The organism is Cecembia lonarensis LW9, from assembly GCF_000298295.1.
GTDB lineage: Bacteria > Bacteroidota > Bacteroidia > Cytophagales > Cyclobacteriaceae > Cecembia > Cecembia lonarensis.
In genome coordinates this window covers 37,365-63,887 of sequence record NZ_AMGM01000007.1, presented here as the reverse complement: position 1 = coordinate 63,887, position 26,523 = coordinate 37,365, and the positions used below count along the sequence as shown (strand labels likewise).

The following is a 26,523-nucleotide window of genomic DNA, read 5'->3' as shown; positions in this document are numbered from 1 at the left end:
CTTGTTCAAGTATCTGGTTCAAATAAAATATTTTGGGACAATTTATGCCAATGATAGGGTAGTGCAAAGAGATATCACTTATTTTAGAATCCCAAAATTCAGGAGTTTGTATGTACATTATTTTTGATACCGAAACCACAGGATTACCGAGAAATTACGATGCCCCAATGGAAGATTTGGACAACTGGCCCAGGCTGGTCCAACTCGCCTGGCAACTCCATGATGCCAAGGGTAATCTGATTTCAAATAACAATTTCATTGTCAAACCGGAAGGCTTCACCATCCCCTACAATGCCGAAAAAGTACATGGTATTTCTACTGAAAGGGCAATAAAAGAAGGTCATGCACTTAACAAGGTACTGCAAGTCTTCCATGAAGATGTAGCCAAAGCCAAATACTTGGTAGGGCATAATATTGGCTTCGATATCAATGTAGTAGGTGCTGAGTTTCTCAGAAAAGAAATCCCAATGCAGCTGAGGGAAATGGCAGAACTGGACACCAAAGACCTAGCCACAGATTTTTGCGCAATTCCTGGTGGTAAAGGTGGTAAATTCAAATGGCCCACCCTAACAGAGCTCCACCATAAGCTCTTTGGTAATGGATTTGCTGATGCGCACGATGCAGCATACGATGTCGACGCTACTGCCAAATGTTTTTTTGGACTGATTGAACAACAGGTCATCAAACCTGAGCCTGGAATCACATACAATGAAGTGATTTACCAAGCACCTAAACTTGACGAAGCCAACTTTGCGGCAGCCAAAGATGAAACCAAGATTGCCGCCAAAGAAGTGCTAAAAGCAGCCGGTACAGCAGATATTTCTGACATGGTGGACATGCCGTTCTCCCACTTGCATGTACACACACAATATTCCGTGCTTCAGGCAACCTCAGAAATCCCTGCCTTGATCAATCTGGCAAAACAGATGAATATGCCGGCCATAGCCATGACCGATCATGGAAATATGATGGGGGCATTTCATTTTGTACGGGCAGCCTTGGGAGCAGATATCAAACCCATCATAGGCTGTGAGTTTAACCTCTCCAGGGACCGAAAAAATAAATCCAGTAAGGATGATGGATTCCAAACTGTACTCTTGGCGAAAAACAAAAATGGGTATCATAACTTGGCAAAACTGGCCTCTTATGCCAATATAGAGGGCTATTATTATTTGCCACGAATAGATAAAGACCTTCTTATCCAATATAAAGATGATTTAATAGCAAGCACGGGAGGACTTTGGGGGGAAATTCCTTACTTGATTTTGAATGTCGGAGATACCCAGGCCGAAGAAGCCTTCCTTTGGTGGAAAGAGCAGTTTGGAGAAGACTTCTATGTAGAGCTCAACCGACATGGTATTCCTGAAGAGGAAAAAGTGAATGAAGTATTACTAAGTTTTGCGCAGAAATATGGCGTTAAATATTTTGCAGCAAATAACACCTATTACAACCATAAGGTGGATGCCAAGGCCCATGATATCCTACTTTGTGTCAAAGATGGGGAGCTAGTAGAAAAACCTAAAAAATACGTAGGAAAACGAGGCAGGGAATATCGCTATGGTTTCCCCAATGATGAATTTTATCTAAAAAGTCCAGAAGAAATGAAAAAACTCTTCGCGGACCTCCCTGAAGCCATTGCCTGTACCAACGAAATTGTAGAAAAAATCGAGACCTACAAACTCCAAAGGGATGTGCTACTTCCGAAGTTTGACATCCCAGAGGAGTTTAAGCATGCGGAAGATGATAAAGACGGGGGCAAACGTGGGGAAAATGCCTACCTGAGACATCTCACCTATGAGGGTGCAAAAAAACGGTATCCTGTCATTACCGATGAAATCAAAGAAAGGTTGGATTTTGAGCTTGAAACTATTGAAAGAACAGGCTATCCAGGTTACTTTTTGATTGTTCAGGACTTCACCGGAGCTGCCAGACAAATGGGTGTTTCAGTGGGACCTGGAAGGGGATCTGCAGCCGGATCAGCGGTAGCCTACTGTATTGGAATTACCAATGTGGATCCCATTGCCTATGATCTCCTTTTTGAGAGGTTTCTAAACCCGGACAGGGTTTCCTTACCGGATATTGATATTGACTTTGATGATGAAGGCCGTCAGAAAGTCATCGATTATGTAATCAATAAATATGGGTCCAAACAGGTAGCCCAAATCATCACTTACGGCACCATGGCAGCAAAATCTGCCATTAGAGATACGGCAAGGGTACTAAACCTCCCCTTGTCTGAGGCAGACCGCTTGGCCAAATTGGTTCCTGACATCAAGCTGAAAGCTTTATTTGACTTATCAAAGGACCGGGCAAAACTATCTGAAAAGCTTAAAGGAAACGGGGAAGACCTGACTAAGGCCGAGGAGTTGATTCGGATTTCCAAGGGACAGGATGAACTCTCTAAAACCATCAATCAGGCAAAAGTACTGGAGGGTTCGGTGAGGAATACCGGTATACATGCCTGTGGTGTCATCATTACACCTGATGACATCACCAACTTTGTCCCTGTTGCATTGGCCAAAGATTCAGATATGGTCTGTACACAGTTTGACAATGCCGTAGTAGAAAGTGCAGGACTACTTAAAATGGACTTCTTGGGCCTGAAGACACTCACCCTAATTAAGGACGCTGTCAAAATTGTAAAGGAAAGGCATGGCATTGAACTTGACCCGGATAATTTTCCCATAGATGACGTGAAGACCTACGAATTATTCCAAAGGGGAGAAACGGTTGGGATTTTCCAATACGAATCCCCTGGGATGCAAAAATACATGCGGGAACTAAAACCAACAGTTTTTGCCGACTTGATTGCCATGAATGCACTCTACCGCCCGGGACCTTTGGAATACATACCTTCTTTTATCAAAAGGAAGCATGGGCATGAACCCATCACCTATGATTTGGATGATATGCAGGAGTACCTGGAAGAGACATATGGGATTACTGTCTATCAGGAGCAGGTGATGTTGCTTTCCCAAAAACTGGCCGGCTTTACCAAAGGTGAGGCAGACGTATTAAGAAAGGCCATGGGTAAGAAACAGAAAGACGTCTTGGACAAGATGAAACCCAAGTTCATCGAACAAGCCTCCGCAAAAGGGCATGATGCTAAAAAACTTGAAAAAATCTGGAAAGACTGGGAAGCCTTTGCTTCTTATGCCTTCAATAAATCCCACTCTACCTGCTATGCTTGGGTAGCTTATCAAACGGCTTATCTAAAAGCCCATTACCCAGCTGAATACATGGCCTCGGTGTTGAGTAATAACATGAACGATATCAGCCAAGTAACCTTTTTCATGGAAGAGTGTAAGCGGATGGGCATTTCCGTTTTGGGGCCAGATGTCAATGAGTCCAAAAATGGTTTTACTGTGAACCAAGAAGGGCAAATCCGCTTTGGAATGGCTGCCATCAAAGGCGTTGGTGGAGCAGCAGTTGACGCCATCGTAGAAGAAAGAGAGAAAAAAGGCAAATACACCAACATTTTCGAGTTTTGCAAAAGGGTGAATTCCAGGGCCTTGAACAAGAAGTCTCTTGAATCCCTGGCCATGGCGGGTAGTTTTGATTGTTTTCCTCAATACCACAGAAGACAATACCTTGAAGCACCTGATGGCGATGTGACCTTATTGGAGAAGGCTGTAAAGTATGCCCAAAAAGTGCAGCAGGAAGCAGATAGCGCCCAAGTAAGCTTGTTTGGTGGAGGATCAGGTATGGAAGTACCGCTGCCTTCTGTGACTCATATGGAACCTTTCAGCCAACTACAGGAATTGAACATTGAAAAAGAGGTAGTAGGTTTGTATATATCAGGGCACCCCTTGGACCAGTTTAAGGTAGAGATGGAGTCCTTTACCAACACGCCGTTAACGGAATTTCCCGACTTGGAAAACCTAAAGAAAAAAGGAGAGGTAAAAGCGGCAGGCATGGTGACAAGTTTTGCACACAGGACCACCAAAACCGGCAAACCTTTTGGCACACTTACCTTGGAAGATTATCATGGCGGCCATACCTTTTTCATCTTTGGCGAAGATTACATCAAATACAAAGAATACTTCATGACGGGTTGGTTTATCTACATAACCGGTGCCGTACATCCAAACAAATGGAAAGAAAACGAGTTTGAGTTTAAAATCAGCAGCATGATGTTGCTCAGTGATGTCCGGGGTAAAATGATAAAAGGTCTTCGGGTGAATATTGATTTGGATGACCTGAGTTTTGATTTGATGGAAAAATTGGAAGGTATCACCCAAAAATACAAAGGTGAGGCCAAGCTGTACATTAATATCATTGACAACAAAGAAAACATTACCTTAGATCTGATGTCAAAACGTTATACCGTGGATCCCTCCAATGAAATGATCAAAGATTTAGGTCAGATCCCAGAAGTGGTATATCAAATAATCTGATAGGCACTAAATATGTGCACAAATAGGGTATGCCTGATTATTTGAAACTGATTTGGAACTATTTAGGAAGAAATTAAATTTGGATAGTATATTTGAAAATTAAGCACAATCAAAATAATTCATACAATGGCAAAAGCAATTGAAATAACAGATGCAAACTTTGAAGAAATATTGAAGTCTGACAAACCAGTACTGGTAGATTTTTGGGCAGAATGGTGCGGCCCTTGTAAAATGATCGGCCCAATCGTTGAAGAACTGGCAGGTGATTATGAGGGAAAAGCTGTAATCGGTAAAGTTGATGTAGACTCCAATCCAGCAGTAGCTTCTGCGTTGGGCATTAGAAGTATTCCCACTTTGATGTTCTTTAAAGGTGGTCAGGTTGTAGATAAGCAAGTAGGTGCAGTCCCAAAAGCAGTACTTTCACAAAAATTAGATGCGGTATTGTAGTTTCAAATCCGTATTCAAAAAATAAAAATTCCCAGTGCCAAAACACTGGGAATATTTTTTTTTAAGGCACTTTAACCTTGATGCTCTTGTAGTAAATAACGCTCTCAGGATCATGGGCCTGAATGGCAAATGTTCCTTTGTCAATCCTTTTTTCACCTGCATTTTCAGGCCTGTTTTCATCTGCAGATTCTACATATTCCATTACCGTTTGCCCATTCAGCTTTACAGTAACATGGTCTCCTTTTACGATAATATGCGTAGTGTACCATTCCCCATCATTCACATACGTTTCACGGACATCGTTAAAGGAGTATAGACTTCCGGATTTCCTCCAGTCACCATGGCTTTGATTGACCTGCACTTCATAGCCTTTTTCTGGCCAGCCTTTTTCTTGATAAACAGTATGGAAAAAAATGCCTGAGTTGGCCTTGGGCATGGTTTTCAATTCAACCATCAATTCAAAATCCTGAAAAACACCCCCATTGACTTCTCCCACATAAAATGCATGGGCCCTTGGTCCGTCAATTTTTATTAAGCCATCTTCTACAGTAAAGGAATTGGGGTTTTCAGAGATTTTCCAATCCTGAAGGTCTTTGCCATTGAATAAAGAAATCCATTGATCCTGTGCTTTGATGCCCAAGGAGGTGGTAAATAAGATCATTAAAGCGAGTAATTTTTTCATTTTAGGTTATGTTAAGTTTTATGTTTAATAGGTTTTGGATTCTCTCTTGATTCTTGGTTCTTGCTTCTTGTCTAGCGTTTCTAAGTTCTTATTTTTTCCAGCCATGCAACTTGGCTCTTCGCTTCTCGCTTCTAATTTCTCGCCTCTCGCTCCTAATCTCTCGTCTCTATTCTAAATCAATCCTGTCCCAAATGTGAAACCCCACCTGACACGATAAACTTCATCACATCCGCACTTTTAACATTCTTAAGTATCCTGACATTTTCCCTTGGCACCAAGAAAAGATTTCCTGAAAAGTTATAGCTGTGGGGAAAATAGATGGCAACAAGATCTTCCTCCTGTAAAACGGTCAGGTTATCTTGGGTAATAAAGCCCAACCTCGATACATTTTCCGATAATTTAACGATTACTGGTGTGTTGAACTTTTTCTTATCCCCAACAAATGCTGACATCAGGTCTTTGATGCTCGTGTACAAGATATTCACCAGGGGTATCTTAAATACCCATCTTTCAAATTCTTCAAAAAGAGGTCTGGTAATAAACATCCCGGCCAAATATCCTACAAAGGTGATAAATGCCAGCATAATCAGAATCCCAAGTCCAGGCACGGGTATGGGAAGAATTCCATCTAAAAACTGAATGAACAGTAGAATGACGTAAACTGTCAGCGCAATAGGCACTACAAAAAGCAAGCCTCGGAAGAAATAGCGCAAAATTCTTTTATATGCGAATGCCATTGGAAGAGTAGTAATTGAAAATAAATTTACAAAAGCAGTTCCAGTAAAAGAAACATTTAAAGAATTACAGTAGACAAAAAAACGGCCAACAAAAAATATCATCAGCCGCCTTATCAATGTAAAATACTTCAACAAACACTAAAAAAAGCTTTACTGGTCTCCAAAAGCTTATTCCTTATGAAACACAAGATAGGACAAAAACAAAGAGCAAAAAATACCCTGTACAGGGTATTTTTTGCATAAATCAATAAGAATCAATGATATCTTGAGAAATAAGCCGATAAATTTCTGCTACCTGTTCGTTATAATTTAAAAACTGATGGTGTAGCTCTAGGGTATTCAAATCCGACCTTAAGGCCGGGCCTGTTTGGGCTTTCTTTGCACCCAGTTCCAAACTTTTGCTGATGGTCTCAATAATCAAAGGCTTCAGCATTTCATAATCCAATCCTTTTCTATGCATGATTTCTTCGGCCAATCGCAACATGTGGTTAGAGAAATTACTCGCAAACACAGCCGCCACATGAAGGGCCATTCTATCTTTGGACTTGACCACATACTGTAGTGGTGAGAGGCTATTAGCCAATTTTTTCAACTTCAATAAGGTTTGTTGATCATCAGATTCGAGTAAAAAAGGGACTTCGGTAAAATCGATTTCCCGCTCCTTCGTAAAACTCTGTAATGGGTAGAAAATCCCTGTATAGCTTGCAGAACTGTATCCCAACATATCCATTGAAACTGAGCCAGAGGTATGTACCAAAATACTTTCTTCGGGCAGGATTAAGGCATCTGCCAATTCGGAAATGGCCTGATCACTGACTGCCAAAATATAAATCTCAGCTTCAGATTCGGAAAAGTCAAGACTATCCTGAGCCTCAGTCGTATACAGCTTTTTAGTCAGTTCAACGGCTTTAGCTAAGTTTCTACCATAGATCTCCGTGACCGTATGGCCTGCTTCTTCCAATGCAGGAGCTAAGTGCCAAGCCACATTCCCTGTTCCTAGAATTGCAATTTTAAACTTCATCTATGAAATATAATTCATTTTACCAGCTAAAAAAATAAGGGAATGCGGATAGCCCACATTCCCTTATACAATAATATCGGCTTAATGTCTAAGCGTTAAACTCAAGCCCCTTATCCCTCATTTTTTTGAATTCATCATACCTCCTGTAAATGGCAACACAGAACCCAATGAGCATGATAATAGTCCCGGCCCAAAGGATATTGATTTGGGGCTTAACAATAGCCTTTAATACCACATAATCTTTTTGATACCTATTTACCTTAAAGGTAAACTGGTTTGTTTCAGGAAGGATATTTTCCACCTCTACCTTAACCCCTAATTCAATATCCACAGCAGGTATTCTTCCTACTTGATTATCCCTGATGATAAAAATCGGTTCGAGATATTTTTCAACATCATAATCCATAACCATCAGCCTGGCCTTGACAGCCACATCTCCTTCTCTTAGGCTTACCCCGTCAATTTCCGTAATGACATCACCACCTTGGAATTCAGTAACAAAGTCTGCAATGTAGAAGGTTTCTCCGGGCGAAACGTCAAATAACTCATCTTCCCTCCACTCCGGATCTTCAAAATCATTGATGGCTGATACAAAAGTGTAAAGATCTCTGTTTAGGAACCTTCTTGAATCAGGAGATGAAATCAAACCCATTTGGGGATTGAATTGTGACATAGGGTTTAGCGTAAACTGGTATTGATCTTCCTTGTAATAGTCAATTTGGAAGTAATCATTTTCCTCCAAGATAAGCGGCACCCTATCACCTTTCTCAAAATAGATTTTATTTCTGTATACAATATCCTCTAGGGCAATGGCTTCATTGACATTGTCCGTGGATTTCAACTTATTCACATTAACAAGGGAAGGCATACCTTTTACCTTCTTTTGTCTGCCTCTATAAATGGCCGTATAATCCTTAATTTGGGTTGGCTTATTAATCCAAAGCAAAACATGCTCTTTATTAAGTTCGTCTTCCCAGCTATTGCTGTACGTAAGACCGGACATATTGTAGGAAATGACTTCAGAATAACCGGAAGAAAACATTACCCCGATCAAAATCATACCCAAACCGATATGGGCAAGTGAGCCCCCTACCAGTTTAAAGGTAGACTTTTTGATCAGACGGAAAAGAATAGTGGAATTGGCAACAATCGTGAATGTACCTGCCAAAGTGACTACGATATAGGATAGGTCATATACTTTTCCAATAACGATAATCACAGCAGAAAGGATCACTGCCACGACATACGGGGTCACCAATGCCTCCCTAAGTGCCTTGGCATCCATTTTATTCCACCAGAAAAACTGTCCTACAGCAGTCAATAGGGCCAAAACCACTGCAAACCAAAGTTGGAACTTGGTATAGAAGCCCACCTGATCTGCTGGAGGAGCCATGTTGGAAATACCTCCAAAACTTTCCACAATGGCATTCCATACAGGAATGGATGTCGGAAGGATGACCTGAAAAGCCATCAAGGCCAAAGTTGTGGCCCCAATAAATATCCAGAACTCTCTAGAGTAAACCGAGGCCTCTTTTTCAGAAGTAGGAATATGTTTCCAATGTCTGATAGCAAGGAAAACTGCCACAGCAAGGAAAAAAAGCATGTATATGAGCAATTGTCCCGAAAGTCCCAGGTCTGTAAATGAGTGGACTGAGGCATCTCCCAAAACGCCTGAACGCACCAAAAAAGTAGCATACAGCACCAGAATGAAAGAAGCGATGATCAGTACAATAGAAGATTTAAGTGCGGTACTGCTCTTTTTGAAGGTAATCATGGTGTGAATACCCGCTACTAAAATCAACCAAGGTACATAGACAGCATTTTCAACAGGATCCCAATTCCAATATCCCCCAAAATTCAAGGTGACATATGCCCAATAAGCTCCCATAATGATGCCCATCCCAAGGATCATTGCAGAAAAGATTGCCCAAGGCAAAGCCGGACGTACCCATTCTGTGTATTTTCTTGTAGCAAGCCCTCCAATAAGGTAGGCAAATGGAATCAAAGTAGTGGCATAACCTAAAAATAGCGTCGGGGGATGGATAACCATCCAAATATTTTGAAGCAAGGGGTTTAGCCCTGTGCCATCCTCAGGAACGAAATCCGGATTGATCTGAAAAATCGGAGCACTCATCGCATCCCTTATGAGGATGAAAGGAGAGCTTCCTATCTTCAAATCGCCGATCACCACTCCTAAAATCATGGACACCAAAAATGCCTGTACCAGGGCAAAAACCAACATCACTGGCCCTTCCCATATTTTATTGGTTTTGATAAGGATCAAGCCCAACACCACATTCCATACTATCCAAAGTATAAATGAGCCTTCCTGTCCTTCCCAAAATGAGGAAATCATATAATGTACAGGAAGCGCCTTAGAAGAGTGGGAATAGGCATAGAAATATTCAAACCTATGGTTATATATGATCTCAAAAAGTGCCAAAGCTATGGTCAGCCCAGAAGCTGCATGCACATAAAATGCAACGCGGCTGAAACGCCTCCAAACATGCTTTTGAAATTCATCGACAACAGTATATTGGTAATAGCCATAAGCAGTAACCAAAGCACTTACAAAGGCAAGGATCACTGCAAAATGTCCTAAATTACCTATAAAGGTATTTATCATCTTTTTCTAAGTCAAAGTAAGGAAATTTTTACATACCAGCGGTACTGATATCGTTCTCCTGATATTTGGATGGACACTTCATCAGGATTTTGTCGGCTACAAATAGGTCTTCATTTTTATAGGAACCGATCACTACTACTTGCTCCGCTCTAGAAAAATCCGGTGGGACAGGTTCATTATAGAACACCTTTTGTTCAGTACCGTCATTATCTACCATCATGAAATAAAACGAAGTTTTACTGGGATTTACCTCTATCCCTTCTGCAAGTCCTGCGGTATTTTTCTTCAACTCGCCCACCACATGGATAGGCTTATCGTCCCCTTTCATTTTCATCGCCTTGGCAGTGGAGAAACTTTCGTAAGTACTCGCGTCACCGATCATCGAAACGATGATAATTATAGCTACTGCTATGATTCCAAGTCCTAAAATATGTCCCTTTTTCATATACTTTTTACTTGCTTGATCAAACAAGCTTATTTATTGATTATTCCTGAAGCAGTTTTTCCAGTCTGCTTACCTTTTTATCTGTATTGATAATATAAACCACAATACCAGCAAATACGATAGCGATGATACCTACTAATACATAGATTTTACCTTCAGAACGCATCACATCTGCCATTTCTACCCTGGTATTCTGGTAATCAGCTTCTGTTATTTCTATTTTTTCCTGCGCCATGACCTGCATACTGAAGGCCATGAATAGGATGATTAACCACCTTTTCATGATACTTGATTGATCAACTTATCTTCTATTTTTCTTTCAGCTCTTCTAAGCCTTACACGTACAGAACTTATCCAGGTTCCCAAAAGTGTCCATCCAATAATCGCAGGATAAAACACCAACCTTAATTTACTATCCAAATCATAGGCATTGAAACCTGGGTTACCCCCATTACCCGGATGCAAGCTATCGGTAAGTCTGGGAAGTACAAAAATCAATGGAATAAATGCTGCAAAAGCAAAAATACTGTAAACTGCCCCTATCCTTGCTCTCTGATGCACATCCGTTAGCGAATTTCTCAAAACCAGGTACGCAAAATACATCAACAAGCCTATGGCAGATGCATTTTGCTTAGGATCTCCTGACCAGTAATCACCCCAGGTAAACTTTGCCCACAACATCCCAGTCACTATTCCCAAAACACCAAACAAAATGGCTGCATTGGTAAACTCAATGGCCAAATCGTCATGCTTCAGGTCATTGCTGCGAAGGAATTTGACACTATAAACCACGGCTACCACCAACATGATGATCATACCAAACCACATGGTCACATGGAAGTGCAATGCCCGGATGGTCTCATTCAAAATGGGTAAACGGGGAACATCAAGCAGCAGACCTGCTGTAAGGGTGTAAGCCAGTAAGGCAATGGTAAGGATTTTCCACCAACTCGCTCTCATCGTACGATTTTTGCTTAATCAAGCGCAAAAATACGTCATAAGTTCCTGATTCTTGTGCTTTTTGTGACATAAGTTTACAAATGCCTATTCCCCATATACCAATTCAAGCTTTTCCACGATCAAAATAATAGAGATTGATACGCCCCACTCACAAAAAGTAAACCCTAGCTTCTCCACAAGTAAGGAAATAAAATATAAGCAGTCACCGCCACAATGGCATTGATGGCTAAAAGTGTAATCAGTTTGTCCACACTAACGGACCAGTCCAATCCATCAATGGCATTTTTGGATACCCTGATGGCCATTAGCAAAATCGGAATGATCACCGGAAAACTCAATATGGCCATCAGGGTGGCATTATTGCTCGCCTTGGAAGCAATACCCGACACCATGGTCAGGCAGGCAGAAAAACCTATAGCTCCTAATAGCAGATTCAGCACAAATAAGCCTTGGTCCTGAACAGGATTCCCAAGAATGATACTGAAGACCAGGTAACCTAATAATGCCAGAACCAGGGTAAGTATTGAATTATAGAGAATTTTAGAAATGATTACGGCTTCAGGCGAGGCGATCATATAATAATACAACTGACGGCCTTGATGTTCCTGCACAAAACTCTTCGCTACAGCATTCACTGCAGAGAATAGAATGATGATCCAGTAAAGGGCGTTCCAGGTGGGAACAGCGATATTACCTTGCTTGGCTCCCACGCTTAGGTATACGATAAAAACTGCCGAGACTACATACAGCAAAATCCCATTGAGGGCATATTTCTGCCTCCATTCTAAGGTAAACTCTTTGATGATGAGGGTCCGGATTTGTTGGTGCATGGCGCAAAGATAGGGAAATAAGATGTATATAAAGGACAAAAATAAGCAAGGCATAAAAGCCAAAGAATGACGTCTATTCTTGAAGATGTTTCAAACCCAAAAGCAACCTGCATTTTTTTGACCAATGATAATCCAATTACCTATTGGTATTTATTGGGACAAATCCTGTATTTTAAGGGTCCAACAATCCAATCAACTCAAGTGAAAACATTTTCAAAACTAAGTCTGTTCGGAGTTTTCATGCTTTTTGTTCTTGCCTGTAGCCCAAAAGACCAAACTGAGAAAAAAAGTGAACGCCTTCCAAGAATTGCCATAGCCGGAATCGCCATAGAATCCAGTACCTTCTCCCCTGCCGTCAGTGAGATGGACGCTTTTAGGATAAGCAGGGGAAATGACATATTCAACCTTTACCCTTTCCTTGCTGATGACGCTCCGAATAGAAATCGCGCTGATTGGTTCCCCACACTTTATGCCAGAGCCATTCCGGGAGGAGCTGTTACCAGGGAAACATATGAATCCCTGATGGAGGAAATGCTTGACATGCTCCGCGAAAATGCCCCATTTGACGGGATGTTTTTTGATATTCATGGAGCCATGAGTGTTATTGGACTTGATGATCCGGAAGGGGATATGATAGTCAGGATAAGAGAAGTAATAGGTGACGAAACGATGATTTCCACTTCCATGGACCTACATGGAAGTGTTTCCTGGCGTTTGGCTGAAAATACAGACCTCATTACCTGCTTCAGAATGGCACCCCATGAGGACGCTATGGAGTCAAAGAAAAGGACGGTAGATAATCTCCTGGAAAGACTTGAACACGGATTGGGAAAACCGGCCTACAAGGCTTGGGTGGCCGTTCCAATTTTGTTACCAGGGGAAAAGACGAGTACAAGGGTCGAGCCGGCCAAAAGTCTATATGATAAAGTAGCCCGGATTGCAGATCAGGAAGGGGTAGTTGACGCTGGGATCTGGATAGGCTATGCCTGGGCGGATGAACCAAGGAATCAAGCCTATGTCATGGTAACTGGAGACGACCAAGAAAAGGTGACAGAAGGAGCTACCTATTTGGCCAATAGTTTTTGGGAGGTAAGGAAGGAATTTGATTTCATTGCACCCACAGCGAGCCTGGAAGAATGCTTGGATAAAGCCATAAAAAGTGAGGTCAGGCCTTTTATCATCAGTGATATGGGGGACAATCCTACCGCCGGAGGAGCAGGGGATGTGACTTGGACTTTAAGGGAAATATTAAAAAGACCGGAATTCCAAAAAACGGATGGCAAATCACTGATTTATGCCTCCATTCCTGATGCCGACTTCGTAGAAAAAGCCATACAAGCCGGTGTGGGAGGACAGGTAGAAGGGTATGCAGGTGCAAGAGTGGATGACCGGTTTTCTCCCCCCATCCTCCTTAAAGGTCAGGTTATGGCCATTGAACACGGGGACCCCAATGCACAGACTGAAGTCGTGGTGAAAGTGGGAAGTGTATCTGTAATTGTTACCAAAAGGAGAAAACCCTATCACAGAGAATCCGATTTTACCAATTTGGGACTGAACCCAAGAGAGGCGGATATATTGGTGGTAAAAATAGGTTACTTGGTACCTGAACTCTATGACATGCGGGCTGATTGGATCATGGCATTAACCCCTGGAGGAGTGGACCAAGATTTGGAAAGAATGGAATTTAAGCGCATCAACCGACCCATGTTTCCCTTTGACCGGGACATGGAAGACCCCGACTTGCAGCCCAAACTGGTGCCTGTGAAGTAATTTGCGCTTTATAAGTGTAGTTCTTTTATGACCGGTATTTGTAGATATTGGATACTTATGGATATTGAGATATTGGATATTGGGATATTTCACACAGATATTTAAATCTAGTATTCCCTCATAAAATATTTCAATCTATTTCAACATTATTTCTCCCATATTTCTACTGAATATCCCCAATATCGAATAATATCTCTCAGTAAATATCCTCTAATTGTTTGTCCTCAGTGGCGGATCTAATATCGACTTTGTCAAATATCATGAAGTGAATATCTTTTAAATTCTGCCAAAATGACATTTTTCACCCTTTGGAACGGGGCTTGATAAGGCTCTATTGTCAAAAATGTTTATCAGTAACTTAAAATCAATATAGCTATGCAGGAAAAAGGTACCATCTCGATTCATACCGAGAACATTTTCCCAATCATCAAGAAGTTTTTGTATTCAGACCATGAGATTTTTCTCCGCGAACTGGTCTCCAATGCCGTAGATGCTACCCAAAAGATCAAAAGATTGGCCCAATTAGGGCAGTATAATGGGGAGCTGGGCGACATTTCCGTGGAAGTGGCTTTTGACAAAGACAAAAAGACTATTACCATCTCTGACAAGGGATTGGGCATGACCGCAGAGGAAATCAAGAAGTACATCAATCAAATTGCTTTCTCCGGAGCTACGGAGTTTGTGGAGAAATTCAAAGATGCCAAAGACGCCAATGAGATCATCGGTAAGTTTGGTCTGGGTTTCTACTCTGCCTTTATGGTGGCCAAGCAAGTGGAAATCAACACCCTCTCCTATCAGGAAGGTGCGCAACCGGCCCGATGGACCTGTGATGGCAGCACGGAGTTTGAAATCTCTGCCGGAGACAGAAAGACAAGAGGAACGGATATCATCTTGCACATTAATGAAGATTCAGAGGAGTTTTTGGACAAATGGAGATTACAGGGCATCTTGGATAAATATGCCAAATTCCTGCCTGTTCCGATCAAATTTGGCACCAAGACAGAGAGCGTAGAAGATGGTGTAGATGACAAGGGGGAGAAAAAATGGAAATCCGTGGAAGTGGACAATATCATCAATACCACTTCTCCTATCTGGACCAAATCTCCCAACGACCTGAAGGATGAAGATTATTTGAGTTTTTACAAAGAGCTTTATCCAATGAGCGAAGATCCACTATTCTGGATTCACCTCAATGTGGATTACCCTTTCAATTTGACCGGGGTCTTGTATTTCCCAAAAGTCAAAAACGACTTTGAATTCCAAAAAAACAAAATCAAATTGTACAGCCGTCAGGTATTTATTACTGATGAGGTGAAGGACATTGTTCCTGAATTTTTGATGTTGCTGCATGGGGTAATAGACTCACCGGATATTCCTTTGAACGTCTCCAGAAGTTTCCTACAGTCGGATTCCAATGTGAAGAAAATCAACAACTACATCACCAAAAAGGTGGCGGACAAGTTGGCCGAACTCTTCAAGAAAGACCGCAAAGTCTATGAAGAAAAATGGAATGACATTGGTCTGTTTGTAAAATACGGCATGATCAGCGAGGAAAAATTTGCTGAAAAAGGCAAGGAATTCACCTTGTTGAAAAACACCAATGGGGAGTTTTTCACACTCACAGAATATAAAGATAAAGTCAAGGCCCTTCAAACAGATAAAAATGAGCAGGTGGTTTACCTCTATGCTACGGATATTGCCAAACAGGATGCCTTTATCCAATCTGCCAATAAAAAAGACTATGATGTGCTGGTGATGGATTCTCCTATTGACAACCACTTTATTCAACACTTGGAGATGAAGGAAGAGAAAACTTCATTGAAGCGTGTGGATGCGGATGTGGTAGAGAAGTTGATCCAAAAAGAGGACACTTATGCCAACCTGTTGACTGAGGAGCAGTCGAAAAAGGTGAAGGATGTCTTCGAAAAAGCCATCAACAACCAAGCCTACAGAGTGGAAGTGGAAGGATTGAGTCCTGAGGAGATGCCGGTGACGGTTACCATGGAGGAGTTTATGCGCAGGATGAAGGAAATGGCCCAGATGGGAGGAGGTATGGGCTTTTATGGGGCCATGCCTGATAACTACAAGGTCGCCATCAATGGCAACCATCCTTTGATTGACAAGATTTTGAAAGCAGAAGCCGAAGAAGATCAGGCCAAACTGGCCAAGCAGGCATTTGACCTGGCCTTATTGGCCCAGGGCATGCTTACTGGCAAAGACCTGACCGCCTTTGTGAAGAGAAGTGTGGAATTGATCTAAAAATCTGCAACCATACCACCCTCCAAGGGTTCTAAACCCTTGGAGGGTTTTTTTATTAAACACAAAAGGACACATTAGTCACAAAAGCATCCTATACTCCCAAAAGCCCCCTCTTTTGTTCCCTTTTGTCACTTTTGTGGTTCATAAAAACAAATCGAACTGTTTTTTGACAAAAAAAGGATCCTTCTCATACTTTAACATGCTGTTCGTTTACTATATTTCAAATTTCATTACTAAATCGTAAACAATTGGAAATCAGTACTTTAATCATTATTTAATTTAATTTTTTCCTCGCTGTAAATCAGCAGGTTAAGAATTGAATGGGAATATTTTTTAGTTTAAGACTTGACAACTAAGCTATTTTTTTTTTTTAATTAGTGAAGAATTAGTTCTTACCGGTAAGAATTTTTCTACTGCTTGAAAATCAGGTAGTAATGTGAAAACTTAAATTAAATCAAAGATGAAAAAATTGTTAATTTCTTTATTTCTCCTAACACTTACCATTTACGGTGGGCATTTATTAGCGAATGACGCATCACTTCCAGGAGATGACCCTGATTATATGATCGCTATGAAAACAGAAGAGAAAGACAGTGAAGGCAATGTAATCAAAACGACGTGTGTTCATTGTGCCTCAAATGGGTCATGTGAGGTTTTAATTTGTTTGTAGACAAAATATTAGTTTAAATTACTAGAACAAAGGACCATTAATTTAAAGTCCTTTGTTCTATGGTTGAATACATTTTCTAAAAATGAGAGAATTATTACCTATTTCACTTGTTCTTCTATTTTCCATTTTGAGTTGCTCAGGAAGGAATGAAGGTTTTGAGAATTTCACTTTTTTTCTTGAAAAGACAATTAACTTTGAAAACGAAATGTATGCCATACACAACATGGAATTTCGGGGATTTGAGGATTCATTATTATACGGGTATGATATAGGCAGAGCGGCAATATTTAAGTTCGACCAAAAGGGAAATCTTTTGGAAAGCAATAGGTTTCAAAATGGTGAAAATGAGATTGACCTTTTGACTTTACGTGATGTATATCCAGTAAACAGAGATTCAATATTTATCGTAGAGTCAGGGTATAATAACCTTTTATTATTAGATGGAAATTTAAAAATTATAAATTCCTGGAATATCAGGAAACTTACAGATTCAAAGGTAAACTTGGGACGCTCAAATCCTCAGATTGTGAATTTTGATTATATTGATCAAGTACCATATATTACTTTAGTGGCCATGGACGGGGATTTAGACCCTACAGAAAAAGAGTTTTTTGAAGAGTCTTTTTTAGCTGCAAAGATTAACTTATTGACCGGGGAATTTATACCAATGTTTAAGTATCCTAATGAATCTCCTTATCGGAAATACCTATTTTGGGGAGACGAATCAGCATATATTCTATATCATGAAAATAAATATTATGTAACATTTCCTCTTGATCCTAATCTTTATGTTTTCACTGAGCATTCTAATGATTACCATATTATTTATTATACTGGTGAGCTGAATAAATCTACAACGGGAGTAAATTTTGGTATGAATCAGAGCGAATTTTTGGAGAATCATTATTTAGAAGTATTTCATATCAAAAATGATTTTAATCTGATTTCAAAAAGTATACTTAAAATATCAGATAAGAAATATTTTGTAAGAGCGGTTAGAAAGGCTATTAATGTTAACAACATAGACTCAAAGGATATAAACACTTTTCGTTTGAAAGGCCCTAAACAAGATTTTATTTTACAAATCTTCGAGTTAGAAGAAGATGTTGATGGTCAATTGTGGAAGGAATTTTTACTGCCAAAGCATTATAAAAATTATAGTTTCATTGATCAAGAAGGAAAATTTTATTTCAAGGAAAATAATGAAGAAAGTGAAAAATATTCAATTGATGTACTTACTTGGAGCTTTAATGATCTTTCAAAGCTGTAAGCATTCTGATTTTCAAACGTATTCATCACAATTAGACATTGATCATCAATCATATAACCTAATACTCACTACCAATCTTGATTGTCACAATTGCATTGATCAAATTATTTATGGAAATAGAAACCCAAATGAATACTATGGCCTTATATTTTCTCATACTAAAAAGGCTTCACTGTTAGATTTTAGTTATGTAGATGAAACCAAAGATTGGATTTCATGGCAAATCACTTATGATGAAAACTTGTTTTTAGAATTAATTGAGTTTTCAGCAAATAAAAAGACACCTATATATTTTGAAGTGGAGAACAAAAAATTAAAATCTGTTAAATCATTGAAATAGGAAAATTTATAATCAGACTCTTAAACTTAAGAACGGGTACATCAAATTATTGAAGTCATAGGTTTAAATACAGATAATTAACTCCTGCAAAATGAAATCATTTTGATCAAAGTCCATGCATCGCAACCCGACCCAAAAAACCCTGATAAAAGTCTAGTGGATCTGCTAAAACAATCCTCAGAATTCACCATTCTATCCAATAAGCGCTATGGAAGAGAATACCTTCCTCAGGTTTATGCTTGGTGCTTAAACAACCCTTAAAATACTTATCTCCCTTTGTTCCCTATTGTCCCTGTTGTGGTTCAAAATAAAAAGCCAATTATCGGTAAACCTTGTCTATTCCAATCGCTGACACCATCAATTTTTTCAAACACAAAAGAACACAATAGTTACAAAAGTAACCTGAATTACCCTTAGACCCCAAAAGCCCCCTCCTTTGTTCCCTTTTGTCACTTTTGTGGTTCATAAAAAAAATCGAACTGTTTTTTGACAAAAAAGGATCCTTCTTCTACTTTAACATGCTGTTCGTTTACTATATTTCAAATTTCATCACTAAATCGTAAACAATTGGTAATCAGTGCTTTAATCATTATTTAATTTAATTTTTTTCTCCCTGTAAATCAGCAGGTTAATAATTGGATGGAAATATTTTTTAGTTTAAAACTTGACAACTAAGCTATTTTTTTTGATTAGTGAAGAATTAGTTCTTACCGGTAATAACTGAGTTTTATAAGTAAAAATAAATTTCCAATCTAAAATTTTACTAAAATGAAAAACTCTTTCTTAAAAAATTCAATTCTTAAAACAGTAGCTTTTCCAGTTATCGTTTTATTAGGCATTAATTTCGGGATTCAAGCAAATGATGAGGGGTTAGAGGACGGCACCTCAACCTGTGCTGACTCATGCGAAAGTGATGATTTTAAGGTATGTTCTATCGCGGCAACAGATGCGAATGGACATCCAATCACTGTTTTATGTCACTTTATGAAAAAGAAATAATATTAAAACACTTAAGAATAATGGCGACAGAATTGGTCTGTCGCCATTTTTTGAAAACATAACAATAAAAAAATGCGGGCTTTTTCTTTTGTTATCATTATCAGTCTAATTTGCAGTTGTAAGAATGAAAATTTGAGCATATTACTAGGAGAACCTACTGTATTTTTTTCTGATAGTGAATTTGAAAAATATGAGATTTTAAAATCTGAACATATAGCTGTCATATCAGATTCACTTTTCAGGCCATCTACAATTTTGGTAATAGATGATAAATATTTAGTTATTTCAGATATTGCTGCAAAAAAGGCACTTCATTTATATGACGCATTAAATGATAATTACATCATGAATTTTGGGGAAAGGGGTTTCGGTCCAGGAGAAATTCAAGTTCCTTGGAAATTATATCAACCTGAGAGTAATACCGTTGGGGTTTATGATATTGAGCAAAATAAAACCCTTGAATCTGATATTCTATCCATTTCTTTGGGAATGAATGATCCTAAAGAAATAAAACTTCCCGCTGGTGTAAACAGTAATGGGGTAACCCGAATTAAGGAAAGACTATTTTTTTTTGATTCCAATAACGATGATGGCAGGCTTTTTTATTACGATATGTCTGAGATGAGAACTCAAAGAATTGGAACTTTTCCAAACTTTGAAAAACAATATCCACAGTTTTCAAAATCAGAGTTGAGAGAAAAAATTGGATTTGCGAAATTAGTTAACAGAGGTTCATTGTTTGCGCTGTCACACTATAATGTACCCTTAATTCAAATATATCATGCAGACCTTGATGAATGGATTTCTATTTTTGGGCCTGATGAATTACCCGCTCAAAATTTACTGGGGAAGACTGTTTTTTATGGATCAGTTTTCATCTCAGAAAAATATATTTATAAACATACTATGGAAGAGAGGATACATTCAAAAATCCATCAAAAACCATTTATATTTTCAATCATAGCGGTCAGTTACAAAAAAAATTGATCTTGGACACGGGAATTTTTGAATTTACAGTCCTAAAGGACAATACTATCTTTGGCCTAACCAGAAACGATGGGCAATTTGATTATGCATTGGTCAAGTTTCATCTCTAAATGCTTTAAATCCCTAAATGCTTCCTAAATTCACCCTTAGACCCCAAAAGACCCCTCCTTTTGTTCCCTTTTGTATCTTTTCCCGACTTTCGGGACAGGTTGTGGTTCATAATTAAAAACTAAGCTGTTCTGTTTGGAATAGATTTGTGAAAATCAGAAAATCAAAGCCCCAAATGAACCAGCCATTACCACCCCTAAAATAATTACAACCAACTGGTGGCCTGAGATACAATCTTCCTAAAATTGACTAAAAACCTATTTAAGTGCTTGTCCCCTAATTCCCTAACAACTTCCTCACCCCTTCCAGTATCTCCTTGAAGCCTTCCTTAAAATGTTCGGCAGAAGCAGAAAGATTGGGTTCCATTTCTTCCTTTTTCTCATTGTAGAGTTTTTCAACCTTCTCCTTCCCTTTTTTGAATTCCGCTTCAAGCGTGGTCCGCTTTTCCTTGAGGTCTTTGATCTTTTTTTCAATATCCTCCTTGGCTTCTCCTCCAGACTCCTTACCTTTTTCGATTAATTCTTCTATTTTAGTGCCTATGTCCTGAAGGATCGCTTCTACTTCTTCAAATCCGGTCTTTTTCGCAGCCATAATGTGAAATGTTTTAGTCAAATACCCAAAATATGATCAACAAGATACTCAATAAGCTCCAAACTACCAGCAAACTCAAATACAATTTGTTTGAACAGAGTGAAGCCCTTTTCAGGCAAATGGAAGAAATCTGCCATACCATCGCCAAGGAAATTTTTGAGGCCAACAAAGATGACAAACCTGTCCCCCTTAAGGTAGAACGCATCAATGACTTTGAATTTATTTTCCGGATAGGCGGGGATGTGCTGATCTTTATCCTGCAGAGCAATATTGTCCGTCTTTCAGATGATACATATCTCAGCAAAACCAAATACTTGAAGAATGACCTCAATCTGAGGTACTTCGGACAGATATTAATTTACAATTTCATCAGTGATACCCTTACTTATGGTAGACTGGAAGATCCTGGATACCTGATAGGCCGGGTTTTATTAAATAAAGAAAATAAATTCTTTATTGAAGGGGACCGCAAAATCGTTTACTCCTTTCCTGAGCTCAAGGACAATCCGGTAACACCGGAAAAAATGCGTAACCTCATCGAAAAACTGATAGAATCTGCATTGGACAATGACCTCTTGGCGCCGGCTTTCCAGGACCTTATGCTGATCACCTATCACCAAAAACTGGAGCATACCTCAAGTATGGGCAATCCCAAAAAAATAGGATTTGATCTTTTTGCCAAGCCCCGGGAATAACTATTCTTCTATGGTTTCGGGAGACTGTGTCTGCTTCTCATAGAGTTCTGCATAGGTGCCCTTTAAGGCCATCAAGGTGTCATGGGTACCCTGTTCGACGATTTCTCCATCATCCAACACGATGATTTTATCTGCCAGCTTGGCCGATGACACCCGGTGTGAAATGATGATGGATGTTCTTTTGGCCATGATGTCCTTAAGCGCATTGAGGATGGCATTTTCCGTCTTGGTATCCACTGCTGACAAGCAGTCATCCAACAATAATATGCTGGGTTCTTTGGCAATGGCCCGCGCTATAGATACCCGTTGCTTTTGACCTCCGGAAAGGGTGATGCCTCTTTCCCCCAGCCGGGTTTCAAAGCCTTTAGGAAAATCCACAATATTATGATAAACGTCAGCATCTTTAGCTGCTTTTTCCACTACGCCCTCGTGAATGCTGTCCAGTCCAAAGGCGATGTTGCTACCTATTGTATCGCTAAAGAGGAATACATCCTGTGGGACATACCCGATTTGTTTTCTCAAAGAAGCAATATCATATACCTCAACATTTTTTCCATCTACCTGAATCTGTCCGGAACTGACATCATACATACGCATCAGCAGGTTGGCTATCGTAGACTTCCCTGAGCCTGTGGTTCCAATAATGGCGAGGGATTGGCCGGAGTCAATTTTAAAACTCACATCCCTTAATGCATGTATTCCCGAATCCGGATAGACAAAACTCACGTTTTCAAAAGCCACATCGCCCCGGATGGGTATATCGAGTGATTCTGTACTTTGAATATCGTTTTGTTCATCCAAAAATTCATTGATCCTCGCTTGGGAGGCTGCTGCCCTTTGAACAATGCTGGTTACCCAGCCCAAAGAAGTCACCGGCCAGGTAAGCATATTGACATAAAGAATAAACTCAGCAATGACACCATAACCAATGGTTCCGTTCATGACCTGAATCCCGCCAATATATACCGTCAAAATGGTGCTGATTCCAATCAAAGCCATGATCAAGGGAAAAAACAAGGACTGCACAATAGTCAGGCTGATGGATTTCTCTTTGTATTCCTCACTGGCCTTGGCAAAATCATTGGCAGAATCATCTTCTCTTACAAATGCTTTCAATACCCTTATTCCTGAAAAGGCCTCCTGCACGAAGGTACTTAATCCCGATAGGCTGCGCTGGATTTTTTCCGAGCGCTCATTGATCATATTATTCACAAAGTAAATGCTCAGTGAAAGAATGGGCAAAGGCAATAAGGAGTACAAAGTCAATTCCACATTGACAGAAAGCATGTACCCGATCACCATGGGAAATAAAATCAGGAGGTTCAAACCATACATGATGGCTGGCCCCAAGTACATTCTCACCCTGCTGACATCTTCCGTTATCCTTGCCATCAAATCCCCTGTGCTATTTCTTCTGTAGAAACTCAATGGGAGGTTTTGATAATGGGCGAATATTTCATTTTTCATATCATACTCAATGAGCCTGGACATGATGATAATCGTCTGACGAATAAGGAATAAGAAAAAACCCCTGAGCAGTGCCATGGCCAAAATCAGCACACCAAAAATCAGGATGTATTTCAGAAAAGCAGACCGTGCAAAATCCGCCAGTTCCCCCTCAGAAAACACCTGATAAAAGGAAAAAACCTCTACCACATAATCTATGGCAATCCGCACCAATTGGGCAGGAATTATTACAAAAAAATTGGAAATGATAGTAAATAAAGTTCCCAACAAGAGGTAACCCTTATATTTATACAGATACTTATTAAGCCTCCAAAGCGGTTTCACAAAATAAAAACTTTTAAATCTCTTGATTTGTTTTATATTACTCTATTAATTGCAGTAGTAAAGCCCAAACAAAATATATAATTTTGCTCCGGGACACATCACAAACAACATTCCCAAATATAACACATTTAAAAATTCCAAGTTCAGATGGTAGAAATTAATACTGAGGAAAAAGTGAAGGAAGGTTCGATTTACGGACAGATAACTTCATTGGGTCATGAGCAATTGGTGATTTGCTATGACGAGCCCACTGGCCTAAAAGCCATCATCGGCATTCACAACACCGTTCTAGGCCCTGCTTTAGGTGGCACCCGGATGTGGAACTACGCCTCAGAGGCCGAAGCCATTACAGATGTCCTGAGACTTTCCAGGGGAATGACTTTCAAAGCTGCCATCTCAGGATTGAACTTGGGAGGAGGTAAAGCGGTAATCATTGGAGACCCAAAGTTGAAGAGTGAAGCCTTCATGAGAAGATTCGGCAGGTTTGTAGAAAGCTTGAATGGCAGATACATCACCGCTGAAGACGTCAACACCAAAACCAGCGACATGGAATATATCGCCATGGAGACCAAACATGTGACTGGCCTACCAGAATACAAAGGTGGCGGTGGAGATCCATCACCCGTAACCGCATATGGCACTTACTTGGGCATGAAAGCTGCTGCAAAAAAAGCATATGGTTCTGACTCCTTAAGCGGAAAGAAAGTAGCCGTTCAGGGAATTGGTCAAGTGGGGAAATACCTGGTCAATCATCTGGTACAGGAAGGTGCGGAGGTATTTATTACCGATATCTTTGAAGACAGATTAAAGGCTGTATCTCAGGAAACCGGGGCCACTGTAGTGGATCCCAACGCCATCTATGACATCGATATGGACATTTATGCCCCTTGCGCACTAGGAGCTACTGTCAATGATGAAACCATTGATCGGTTGAAGTGCTATATCATTGCCGGTGGAGCCAACAATCAGCTTTTGGACGAGCAAAAGCATGGCCAAATGCTACTGGAAAGAGGAATCATTTATGCCCCAGACTTCTTGATCAATGCCGGTGGTTTGATTAATGTCTATACCGAGTTCCTAGGTGGATACAAAAGAGAAGTGGCTTATGGACATGCAGAAAAAATTTATGACACCTGCTTGGCCATCTTAAATAAATCAGAAAAAGACAAAATCCCTTCACAACAGGCAGCTATTGAAATGGCTTGGGCCCGAATAGAGGCCATAGGCAAAGTTAAATTGTCTTATTAGGCATCTTATAAATTCAAAACCACCTGATCGGGAACTTTAGCCCGAATCAGGTGGTTTTTTGTACATTAACCTAGGCAAGATGACCATAAACTGTCAATCTTAGCCCAAAACACTTATATTTACGTTCTTTAATTTCAGGTATGTTAAACAGAAGAATTCTAAGGGTAAAAGCATTTCAAAACCTTTACGCTTATGAGCAGTGCAGATCCTCCAACTTTAACCTTGCGAAGGATCAGATCAGAGAGGCTTTTCAACCGGATCTCAACAGCATGGAAGTGCAGGATAAAGTCCAATTGAAAAGGGATGCCGCAAAGGCGATTGAAATTTTTTCCAACAACCTGAATGCAGAATTACTTCCTACAGGAGGTGTTGAAAATGGTAAAATCATCCAAGAAGTAAAAAACGCTATCCATTACTTCCATAAAGCCAATCAAAAGGATACTGATTTTTTGCTTAAAAATATGATTGCCTCTGCAGAGCGATTGCCACAATTATACCTGCTTGCCATACAGATTTTGGTGGCTTTTAGCGACCATGTGGCTGTCGAGGGAGAAAAGAAAAAGAAATTTTCCAAGGACAAAGCGCCGCTTAGTCTTGGGGAATTAAATTTGGCCAACAATAAAATCCTAGCTAAGATCAGGGAGTCTGCAGAGTTCAAGTCAGCTTGTATCCGACAAATGGCGGATATTGAAGAACTTGAGCTGGAAATCAAAGAATGGTTTAGAGATTATGTCAGGCCATTGGAAAGCTATCAGGCCTATTTGAAATTGGATACGCCGAGCCTTGAGCAGGATTTTGACATTGCAGATGAGATCCTTAAAAAGGTCATTTTCAAAACAGAGGCCATTTTAAGTTTTTTTTCAGAAAAAGACCTGAATTGGACAGAAAACAGAACCATTGTAAGGAGCTTGGCATCAAAAGTGCTTAAGAATGTCAAAGACAATTATGACCCGGAAGGGGAGGTATTGCCTGAAATCGCCCTGAATTGGGAAGAGGACAAGGAATTTTTCCAAAATATATTTAACTTAACAGTTGAAAATGATGGGGCCAATAGGGAATTAATTGCCAAAAAAACGCAAAATTGGGACATCGAAAGAATTGCCCAAACAGATAAAATAATCCTGTCTATGGCAATTACGGAAATGAAGAATTTCCCGAGTATTCCTGTAAAGGTCAGCATCAATGAGTATATTGACATTTCCAAAAATTATTCTACTCCGAAAAGTAAGCAATTTGTCAATGGTCTTTTGGATGTACTTTCAAAAGAATTAACTGAAAATGGACAAATCCGTAAGAGTGGAAGAGGTTTACTAGATAACAAATAAAAATTAAAAGATATGAGCAAGAGTACTAACGGATGGATTGCATTTATTGCCGGAGCAGGTATAGGTGCGGCCATTGGCATATTGTTTGCCCCAGATACAGGCAAAAATACCAGAGACAAGCTTTCCTATCAACTGTCAAAGTACAGCGAAGAATTGGAAAAGCTGATCAATGATTTGAAAGAAGGTAAAAACATGCCTTATAATGAGGCAAAATCCGAAGGCAATCGCGTGATTTCGGATGCCAAAAACAAAGCAGAAAATCTGCTTAGCGACGTGAATAAATTAATAGAACAAATAAATAGAGAAGCCAATTAACCCTTAAATT

At 39.9% G+C, this 26,523-nt stretch carries 22 protein-coding genes; 12 read left to right on the top strand and 10 right to left on the bottom strand.

Going from position 1 to position 26,523, the window contains the following annotated elements:
- Window positions 1–110 precede the first annotated feature (110 nt).
- Together dnaE and trxA are read left to right on the top strand one after the other, a co-directional pair.
- The gene (gene dnaE, locus B879_RS03895) at window positions 111–4,397 is read left to right on the top strand and encodes a DNA polymerase III subunit alpha (RefSeq protein WP_009183838.1); all 4,287 of its coding nucleotides are present in this window, start codon (window positions 111–113) and stop codon (window positions 4,395–4,397) included.
- A 126-nt stretch (window positions 4,398–4,523) separates the two neighbouring features.
- Window positions 4,524–4,844: a thioredoxin gene (gene trxA, locus B879_RS03890; protein WP_009183837.1), complete on the top strand. Its 321-nt coding sequence runs from the start codon at window positions 4,524–4,526 to the stop codon at window positions 4,842–4,844.
- 61 nt (window positions 4,845–4,905) lie between these two features.
- On the opposite strand, the gene B879_RS03885 is transcribed toward trxA, so the two are convergent.
- The 8 genes from B879_RS03885 to B879_RS03850 form a co-directional block, all read right to left on the bottom strand.
- A complete protein-coding gene (locus B879_RS03885) occupies window positions 4,906–5,526 on the bottom strand; it encodes a 3-keto-disaccharide hydrolase (protein WP_009183836.1) in 621 nt (206 codons plus the stop codon).
- A 176-nt stretch (window positions 5,527–5,702) separates the two neighbouring features.
- Window positions 5,703–6,263 carry a DUF502 domain-containing protein gene (locus B879_RS03880; RefSeq protein ID WP_040400223.1) on the bottom strand — a complete coding sequence of 187 codons (561 nt, stop codon included), beginning with the start codon at window positions 6,261–6,263 and terminating at the stop codon, window positions 5,703–5,705.
- A gap of 244 nt (window positions 6,264–6,507) precedes the next feature.
- A complete protein-coding gene (locus B879_RS03875) occupies window positions 6,508–7,284 on the bottom strand; it encodes a Rossmann-like and DUF2520 domain-containing protein (protein ID WP_009183834.1) in 777 nt (258 codons plus the stop codon).
- An 88-nt stretch (window positions 7,285–7,372) separates the two neighbouring features.
- The gene (gene ccsA, locus B879_RS03870) at window positions 7,373–9,910 is read right to left on the bottom strand and encodes a cytochrome c biogenesis protein CcsA (protein ID WP_009183833.1); all 2,538 of its coding nucleotides are present in this window, start codon (window positions 9,908–9,910) and stop codon (window positions 7,373–7,375) included.
- Window positions 9,911–9,938: 28 nt separating this feature from the next.
- On the bottom strand, window positions 9,939–10,355 hold the full coding sequence (locus tag B879_RS03865; protein ID WP_009183832.1) for a cytochrome c maturation protein CcmE domain-containing protein: 417 nt from the start codon (window positions 10,353–10,355) through the stop codon (window positions 9,939–9,941).
- Between the two features lie 40 nt (window positions 10,356–10,395).
- Window positions 10,396–10,638, bottom strand: coding sequence for a CcmD family protein (locus B879_RS03860; RefSeq protein ID WP_193786158.1), 243 nt, complete (start codon window positions 10,636–10,638; stop codon window positions 10,396–10,398).
- On the bottom strand, window positions 10,635–11,315 hold the full coding sequence (gene ccsA / locus B879_RS03855) for a cytochrome c biogenesis protein CcsA (protein ID WP_009183830.1): 681 nt from the start codon (window positions 11,313–11,315) through the stop codon (window positions 10,635–10,637). Before ccsA (B879_RS03855) ends, B879_RS03860 begins: the two co-directional genes overlap by 4 nt.
- 164 nt (window positions 11,316–11,479) lie before the next feature.
- A complete protein-coding gene (locus B879_RS03850) occupies window positions 11,480–12,145 on the bottom strand; it encodes a heme exporter protein CcmB (RefSeq protein WP_009183829.1) in 666 nt (221 codons plus the stop codon).
- A 240-nt stretch (window positions 12,146–12,385) separates the two neighbouring features.
- Between B879_RS03850 and B879_RS03845 the strand changes: the two genes are divergently transcribed.
- The 6 genes from B879_RS03845 (at window position 12,386) to B879_RS03820 (ending at window position 20,440) form a co-directional block, all read left to right on the top strand.
- Window positions 12,386–13,915: a M81 family metallopeptidase gene (locus B879_RS03845; RefSeq protein ID WP_040400208.1), complete on the top strand. Its 1,530-nt coding sequence runs from the start codon at window positions 12,386–12,388 to the stop codon at window positions 13,913–13,915.
- Between the two features lie 375 nt (window positions 13,916–14,290).
- Complete coding sequence (gene htpG, locus B879_RS03840; RefSeq protein ID WP_009183827.1) at window positions 14,291–16,174, top strand: molecular chaperone HtpG; 1,884 nt, start codon at window positions 14,291–14,293, stop codon at window positions 16,172–16,174.
- 752 nt (window positions 16,175–16,926) lie between these two features.
- Window positions 16,927–18,114, top strand: coding sequence for a hypothetical protein (locus B879_RS03835; protein ID WP_009183825.1), 1,188 nt, complete (start codon window positions 16,927–16,929; stop codon window positions 18,112–18,114).
- On the top strand, window positions 18,074–18,454 hold the full coding sequence (locus B879_RS03830) for a hypothetical protein (RefSeq protein WP_162136885.1): 381 nt from the start codon (window positions 18,074–18,076) through the stop codon (window positions 18,452–18,454). Before B879_RS03835 ends, B879_RS03830 begins: the two co-directional genes overlap by 41 nt.
- A 768-nt stretch (window positions 18,455–19,222) precedes the next feature.
- Entirely contained in the window at window positions 19,223–19,453 is a 231-nt protein-coding gene (locus B879_RS03825) for a hypothetical protein (protein WP_009183823.1), read from the top strand.
- Window positions 19,454–19,585: 132 nt separating this feature from the next.
- Window positions 19,586–20,440, top strand: a complete 855-nt coding sequence (locus B879_RS03820) for a hypothetical protein (RefSeq protein WP_157231512.1) — start codon at window positions 19,586–19,588, stop codon at window positions 20,438–20,440.
- A gap of 384 nt (window positions 20,441–20,824) precedes the next feature.
- On the opposite strand, the gene B879_RS03815 is transcribed toward B879_RS03820, so the two are convergent.
- Window positions 20,825–21,139 (bottom strand): hypothetical protein, encoded by a 315-nt coding sequence (locus tag B879_RS03815; RefSeq protein WP_009183821.1) that lies wholly within the window; start codon window positions 21,137–21,139, stop codon window positions 20,825–20,827.
- A 32-nt stretch (window positions 21,140–21,171) separates the two neighbouring features.
- On the opposite strand from B879_RS03815, the gene B879_RS03810 reads away from it, so the two are divergent.
- A complete protein-coding gene (locus B879_RS03810; protein ID WP_009183820.1) occupies window positions 21,172–21,834 on the top strand; it encodes a hypothetical protein in 663 nt (220 codons plus the stop codon).
- Here B879_RS03810 and B879_RS03805 read toward each other — a convergent pair whose 3' ends face one another.
- The gene (locus B879_RS03805; protein WP_009183819.1) at window positions 21,835–23,625 is read right to left on the bottom strand and encodes an ABC transporter ATP-binding protein; all 1,791 of its coding nucleotides are present in this window, start codon (window positions 23,623–23,625) and stop codon (window positions 21,835–21,837) included.
- A 147-nt stretch (window positions 23,626–23,772) separates the two neighbouring features.
- Between B879_RS03805 and B879_RS03800 the strand changes: the two genes are divergently transcribed.
- From B879_RS03800 to B879_RS03790, 3 genes are all read left to right on the top strand, one after another.
- Entirely contained in the window at window positions 23,773–24,873 is a 1,101-nt protein-coding gene (locus B879_RS03800) for a Glu/Leu/Phe/Val family dehydrogenase (protein ID WP_009183818.1), read from the top strand.
- A gap of 140 nt (window positions 24,874–25,013) precedes the next feature.
- On the top strand, window positions 25,014–26,198 hold the full coding sequence (gene nusB, locus B879_RS03795; protein WP_009183817.1) for a transcription antitermination factor NusB: 1,185 nt from the start codon (window positions 25,014–25,016) through the stop codon (window positions 26,196–26,198).
- Between the two features lie 12 nt (window positions 26,199–26,210).
- Window positions 26,211–26,513: a YtxH domain-containing protein gene (locus B879_RS03790; protein WP_009183816.1), complete on the top strand. Its 303-nt coding sequence runs from the start codon at window positions 26,211–26,213 to the stop codon at window positions 26,511–26,513.
- The last annotated feature ends 10 nt before the right edge of the window (window positions 26,514–26,523 follow it).